Here is a 5,333-nt window from a genome sequence, read left to right on the forward strand (position 1 = left end):
GAACCAGCGACAGGCTACGGGCTTCAGCTCTCAACAGAAAATGCAAACTCATGGCACGGCCTCATGGGTGTCGTTTATGAGCGTCAGTGTACGATCCGACAGTCTCACAGCGTGCGACTGCGAAAAAAATCGTCGCCGGCGGGTGGTCGCCTCGGGGCGAGGCGCTCTGGGGTGGTTGCTCCATAATGCCGGGTATTTGCGGCAAGGCGTACTTGCTGGCGATCTGCGCGGCGGAGAGACCTTCAATGTCGGCGGCACGCATTAGCCAAGCGCCGGTTTGCACAGATCCTGGCCCGCTGACATACACCCGCACATACCGATCCGCCTGCGTTGTCGTGAAGGTCACTGCTTCCGTGTTTGGAACGTAGGGCGGTTTGTGGGTCACGTTATCCGCCACGACATCTGCGTTCAACGCATCCGCCGACACCCGCTGCTTCACCACTGCTCCTGTTGGCAGACGTTCGGCGATCAAGAGGCATTGGCTTCCTGTGCCGTCACCTCCCAGGCTGGTTTCCAGTTGCCGGTAGCCGAAAGGGTTTTACCCGCATCGGCGATGCTGCCATCTCGGTAAAAATTGTTATCGACTCTGGCTGCGATGCTCAGAGTGTCGGCGGGAGGCGCGCGCCTGACGACGCTCTTCGCCAGCGCCGCGGCGCCGTAGACCAGCATCAAGGAGTCGGCGACCGCGGCGCCTTGGGTAGCGGGATCGCTCGAGGTCAGCCCCGTCGCCAGGTGTGACGGCAGGCCGGCGATCCCTTTCAGGACATTGGCCAGGGCGTCCAGGCTGCGGCCTTCGGCGACAGCCTGAAGAATCTCCACCGGCATGAGCAAGGCGCTGCCGCCCGCCAGGGCCGTGGCGTTGACGAAGCCTTGCGCGAACTTCGCCGAAGGGGTGTTTTCGCGCTCGGCATCAAGCCTCTGAAGCATGCGCTGGATCTAGCAGCCCGTTTCCTGACCGGCCTGATAGGCCTTGCCGGCTTGTTGCTTGAGGGTCTGCTCCCGAGGGTGAAGCCAATTGTTCAGAGTCTCGTTCTTCGCCGCCTCGGCGGCGGCGAGCGGGTCGCGGCCGATGGCGTAGGCGGCGAGACCGCTGCCGAGCATGGTCAGGCTGGTGAGGCCGGCTTGCCGGTTCACTTGTGCACCTTGGGCCGTTGCCCCCCAGCCGCTGCCGTCGTCACCGCCGATCCAGTCGTCGAGCCAGGGGTTCAGGCGCGCAGACAGGGCGCCGCCGAGCGCGCCGGAGGCGCAGTCGAGGCCGCGAGCGGCGGCTGCAGCGCAGCCCAGCGTGGTGTGTGCCGCGGTCTGGAGCAGTGGGGAACGGCCGTCGCCCCAGGCTTGGCCGATCACGTTGGCGCCGACGGCGGCGAGCGAATCGGCAAGCTGGTGGCGTAAAGCCTCGGTAAAACTGGTGCGCTCGATGGCCGACTGGATTCCGGCGCTGACGGTGGCCCGGACGAGCGTTGCCGACGCGTTCCCGGGCAAGGTCTCTGGACTGAAGTGCGCACGGGTGGTTCCCGCCGGACTGGCGTCGATCGCCGCCAATTGATTAAGGCTCTGGCCGCCCTGGCCAAGCGGCATGTTGAGGGCAAAGGCGGTGAGCGCCGAGGTCGCTGCGGCGCGTCCGACCTGCCGCAGATCGACGCGTCCGGTGGCAACCGCCTGGCCAGTCGCGCTGGCTGCCATGCCGGAAACACTGCTTGCGGCCACCGTGTTGGCCAGGCCACCGACTGCCCAGGTGGACGCAGCGCCGTCGGCCAGCGTGGCGAAGGCGCCGGCGGCAGCGCCGAAGGTGTAGAAGGAAACGACGAGAGCGGCAACCGCGCCCAGGAGACCGCCGAGCGAGCGCTTCTTCTTCGGCTTGAAGCGGTGTTGCAGGTGATCCTCGGCGACGCTCGCTTCGTAGGCTTCGCCCAAGGTCTCGCGCAGTTCCGCCTCGAGTTGCGCGCTGGCGCGGGCCCTCACCGCCGGGTCGGGGTCGCTGACGACGAACTCGCCGGAAACGGACGCCACCCGCCGGACGTTGAGCTGCCATTCGGCGGCTTGCAGGTAGCCCCCCGGCTGGACGGTGTCGCCCCAACTGTAAAGGTAGCCCCCCTTGACGCGCTGCTTTGCCGAGTACTCGGCATTGCGCTTGCGGTTGGCCAGCTCATTGGCGTCGATCAGCAACGTTCCGCCGGCGGTCATGTAGGCGGTATCGTCGATGCGCCGGGCGATCAACGCCATGTCGCCGGGTAAGGCGAGAGAGAGAATACGGATGTCGTGCACCATTCACCCTTCAATCGCAGGCAATTTCTCCCGGCTGGCTCAGAATCGCCCCGAGTCGACGATTTCGCCGAACTCGCCCGTCTCTGGATTGAAGTCCAAGGCAACAAAGTCCCGGTTAGGCAGGCCGATTTCTCCGCCGATCAGCATCTTCATGCGAACCTCCCGCTGCGGGTCAGGCGCCTTTCGCCAGAAGGCCCACCAAGGTGGCGACGGTGCTGGAAGATCGCGGTAGTACCACCAGGCGTCGAGAAACTCCGTTCGTCGTCCGGCGTAGCGCATGGGTTGGCGCACCTGGCAGCGCACGCTGCCGTCGGCGTTCAGGATGAGCGCGTTGTGCGGTCGGTGAAAGTTCTGTGGTGCTTTGCCGCCGAACACGATGACCAACGTGGCGAAGTCAGGGGAGGGATAAATGGAAACCTTGCCAGTTGTCTGCCACGAGTGTGCTTGACCCTCGCAATTCCAGCGTAGTCCTATGGGGCCGTCATCGTGCTGAACGTCGTTGGTGCTGTACGGGAAGGCGCCGACAGCAAAGATTCCATCGCAGGAAACCCCTGAACTCGAAAAAAATTGAATCGACTCAATTGGCATCGGGTCAACGAATCGTCATGCCCGAAGGCTCGCTTCTACGCAGGTAGCGCGCCCAATCTTGCCTGACATCAAACATGAACTCTACCTGCCGCCCGCCACCGACATACGTTTTACCATTGACGGCACTCGTGAGCGAGCCTACCGTCCCTTCGCGTACCGAAATTGGTTTGACGACGGTATATTCGCGCACGACTAGATCCGCGCTGTTCTTGAACTCAGGGAAGAGGGCCAACTCCTGTCGGGCGAGTTCCAGGGAGGCGTATTGTTTTGATGTGGCCCAAGTTCCCGGTGCTGCCTGGCGCTGGTATTCAATCACGTAAAGCCTCTCGCCCGGCTGGGCGAGTCGCTCGGTGACAATTGTGCCACGTGCGTAGGGCATCTGCGGATTGAGCGCGTTGTTGCCGAATGCAACCGTGCGTGCGTTGGCTTCTTCAGCAGCGAGCACGCGGCCGGGCTGGAAGTCGAACGCCCGGTCATAGTCGACTGCGGCCCCATCGCGATAAAACCGGTTCTCGATCGTCGCTGTGGCGTTCAGCGGGTCGACCGGCGTCGTCTTGACGACGTTCTTCGCCAGTGCGGTAGCGCCGGCGACGATGATCAAGGATTCGGCGACTGCTGCGCCCTGGATGGTAGGATCGGAGGAAGCCAGACCGGTTGCCAGGCGCGTGGGGAGATTGACGATGCTGCGTAAGGCACCGGCCAAGGCGTCGAGGCTCCTGCCCTCGGCGACGGCTTGCACGATCTCGATCGGGAGGAGGAAGGCGCCGCTGCCGGCCGTGGCAAGGGTGTTGAGGAAGCCCTGGGTGAATTTGGCCGATGGAGTACTTTCACGCTGTTCATCGAGCGTCAGCAGCATGCGCTGGATCTGGCAGGCGGTATCCTGGCCGGACATGCAGGCTCGGGCGGCTTGTTGCTTGAGGGTCTGCTCCCGAGGGTGAAGCCAATTGTTCAGAGTCTCGTTCTTCGCCGCCTCGGCGGCGGCGAGCGGGTCGCGGCCGATGGCGTAGGCGGCGAGACCGCTGCCGAGCATGGTCAGGCTGGTGAGGCCGGCTTGCCGGTTCACTTGTGCACCTTGGGCCGTTGCCCCCCAGCCGCTGCCGTCGTCACCGCCGATCCAGTCGTCGAGCCAGGGGTTCAGGCGCGCAGACAGGGCGCCGCCGAGCGCGCCGGAGGCGCAGTCGAGGCCGCGAGCGGCGGCTGCAGCGCAGCCCAGCGTGGTGTGTGCCGCGGTCTGGAGCAGTGGGGAACGGCCGTCGCCCCAGGCTTGGCCGATCACGTTGGCGCCGACGGCGGCGAGCGAATCGGCAAGCTGGTGGCGTAAAGCCTCGGTAAAACTGGTGCGCTCGATGGCCGACTGGATTCCGGCGCTGACGGTGGCCCGGACGAGCGTTGCCGACGCGTTCCCGGGCAAGGTCTCTGGACTGAAGTGCGCACGGGTGGTTCCCGCCGGACTGGCGTCGATCGCCGCCAATTGATTAAGGCTCTGGCCGCCCTGGCCAAGCGGCATGTTGAGGGCAAAGGCGGTGAGCGCCGAGGTCGCTGCGGCGCGTCCGACCTGCCGCAGATCGACGCGTCCGGTGGCAACCGCCTGGCCAGTCGCGCTGGCTGCCATGCCGGAAACACTGCTTGCGGCCACCGTGTTGGCCAGGCCACCGACTGCCCAGGTGGACGCAGCGCCGTCGGCCAGCGTGGCGAAGGCGCCGGCGGCAGCGCCGAAGGTGTAGAAGGAAACGACGAGAGCGGCAACCGCGCCCAGGAGACCGCCGAGCGAGCGCTTCTTCTTCGGCTTGAAGCGGTGTTGCAGGTGATCCTCGGCGACGCTCGCTTCGTAGGCTTCGCCCAAGGTCTCGCGCAGTTCCGCCTCGAGTTGCGCGCTGGCGCGGGCCCTCACCGCCGGGTCGGGGTCGCTGACGACGAACTCGCCGGAAACGGACGCCACCCGCCGGACGTTGAGCTGCCATTCGGCGGCTTGCAGGTAGCCCCCCGGCTGGACGGTGTCGCCCCAACTGTAAAGGTAGCCCCCCTTGACGCGCTGCTTTGCCGAGTACTCGGCATTGCGCTTGCGGTTGGCCAGCTCATTGGCGTCGATCAGCAACGTTCCGCCGGCGGTCATGTAGGCGGTGTTGTCGATGCGCCCGGCGACCAGCGCCATGTCGCTACGTGCAGCGATGACGCCACCGTCCAGGCTGGCCAGGTCTGCTCCTGGCGCCGCGATGCGCCGACTGCGGTCGGCGTAGTCAACGCCATTGCGCAGGTGCTGTGTGGCGATGACCACTTCGCCAGCCTGAATGACCCCACGGTTGACCACCAGGTTGGCGATGGGCGCGGCCGTCGCCGGCGGAATCGGCGCAGGCGCAGGCGTCGGTTCGGGCGTCGGCGCCGGTTGTGGGGCGGGCGTAGGTGTGGGCGTGGGCTCCGGAGCTGGCTGGGGCGTGGGTTGCGGAGTCGGTTGGGGCGCGGGCTCTGGAGCGGGCTGAGGC

At 65.8% G+C, this 5,333-nt stretch carries 5 protein-coding genes; all 5 read right to left on the reverse strand.

The genetic code is table 11. The annotated features are described in order from the left end of the window. Positions 1 to 61 precede the first annotated feature (61 nt). From RKP46_RS08465 to RKP46_RS08485, 5 genes are read right to left on the reverse strand one after another with little or no spacing between them, the layout of a single operon-like run. Positions 62 to 472, reverse strand: coding sequence for a hypothetical protein (locus RKP46_RS08465; RefSeq protein ID WP_311106237.1), 411 nt, complete (start codon positions 470 to 472; stop codon positions 62 to 64). Beyond that, positions 469 to 927: a hypothetical protein gene (locus RKP46_RS08470; RefSeq protein WP_311106238.1), complete on the reverse strand. Its 459-nt coding sequence runs from the start codon at positions 925 to 927 to the stop codon at positions 469 to 471. The genes RKP46_RS08465 and RKP46_RS08470 overlap by 4 nt, the downstream gene beginning before the upstream one ends. Positions 928 to 936: 9 nt before the next feature. Beyond that, positions 937 to 2,268, reverse strand: a complete 1,332-nt coding sequence (locus tag RKP46_RS08475) for a DUF637 domain-containing protein (RefSeq protein ID WP_311106239.1) — start codon at positions 2,266 to 2,268, stop codon at positions 937 to 939. A gap of 36 nt (positions 2,269 to 2,304) precedes the next feature. After that, on the reverse strand, positions 2,305 to 2,853 hold the full coding sequence (locus tag RKP46_RS08480) for a hypothetical protein (RefSeq protein WP_311106240.1): 549 nt from the start codon (positions 2,851 to 2,853) through the stop codon (positions 2,305 to 2,307). Positions 2,854 to 2,857: 4 nt separating this feature from the next. After that, positions 2,858 to 5,161 carry a DUF637 domain-containing protein gene (locus RKP46_RS08485; protein ID WP_311106241.1) on the reverse strand — a complete coding sequence of 768 codons (2,304 nt, stop codon included), beginning with the start codon at positions 5,159 to 5,161 and terminating at the stop codon, positions 2,858 to 2,860. Between the last annotated feature and the right edge of the window lie 172 nt (positions 5,162 to 5,333).

Source organism: Accumulibacter sp. (assembly GCF_031732815.1).
Taxonomy (GTDB): domain Bacteria; phylum Pseudomonadota; class Gammaproteobacteria; order Burkholderiales; family Rhodocyclaceae; genus Accumulibacter.

Coding starts and splice junctions, on each gene's coding strand:
- RKP46_RS08470 (WP_311106238.1), bottom strand. CDS start 927: ATGCTTCAGAGGCTTGATGCCGAGCGCGAAAACACCCCTTCGGCGAAG.
- RKP46_RS08475 (WP_311106239.1), bottom strand. CDS start 2,268: ATGGTGCACGACATCCGTATTCTCTCTCTCGCCTTACCCGGCGACATG.
- RKP46_RS08480 (WP_311106240.1), bottom strand. CDS start 2,853: ATGCCAATTGAGTCGATTCAATTTTTTTCGAGTTCAGGGGTTTCCTGC.